The 293-nt window shown below is 47.8% G+C and carries 1 protein-coding gene; it reads right to left on the bottom strand.

The annotated features are described in order from the left end of the window. Positions 1–293: acyl carrier protein (locus KVT34_RS30140; RefSeq protein ID WP_217563283.1), on the bottom strand; the 293-nt coding region annotated here is incomplete at both ends.

Raw genomic sequence — 293 nt, 5'->3', positions numbered from 1 at the left:
AACTTGTATTCGCGCTGCACCGGTTTTATTGAATTAGCTTCCTTTGCGGGCTCCTGCTCTGCAGCCCATTTATTTCCTTCCTGCGATATTCCTTCTCGGGCTTGCTCCGAATCCCCTTGTTCTTCCGAAACAAGGAACCAGGGATCTTTTATCGATTCCTCTGGTGCCCCCTCAACCCCCATATTCAACTCTTGTTCCAAATACTCAGCAAACTTGCGAATCGTTGGATATTCGTAAACTTTAGCCGCCGCTATGGATGTCTTGTACGTGGTGTTTAACGTACGCATCCACTC

The sequence above is a fragment of the Paenibacillus sp. GbtcB18 genome, from assembly GCF_019091125.1.
In the GTDB taxonomy this organism is placed as follows: domain Bacteria; phylum Bacillota; class Bacilli; order Paenibacillales; family NBRC-103111; genus Paenibacillus_F; species Paenibacillus_F chitinolyticus.
The sequence above is the reverse complement of the archived record's forward strand: the minus strand, read 5'-3'. Positions and strand labels throughout refer to the sequence as shown.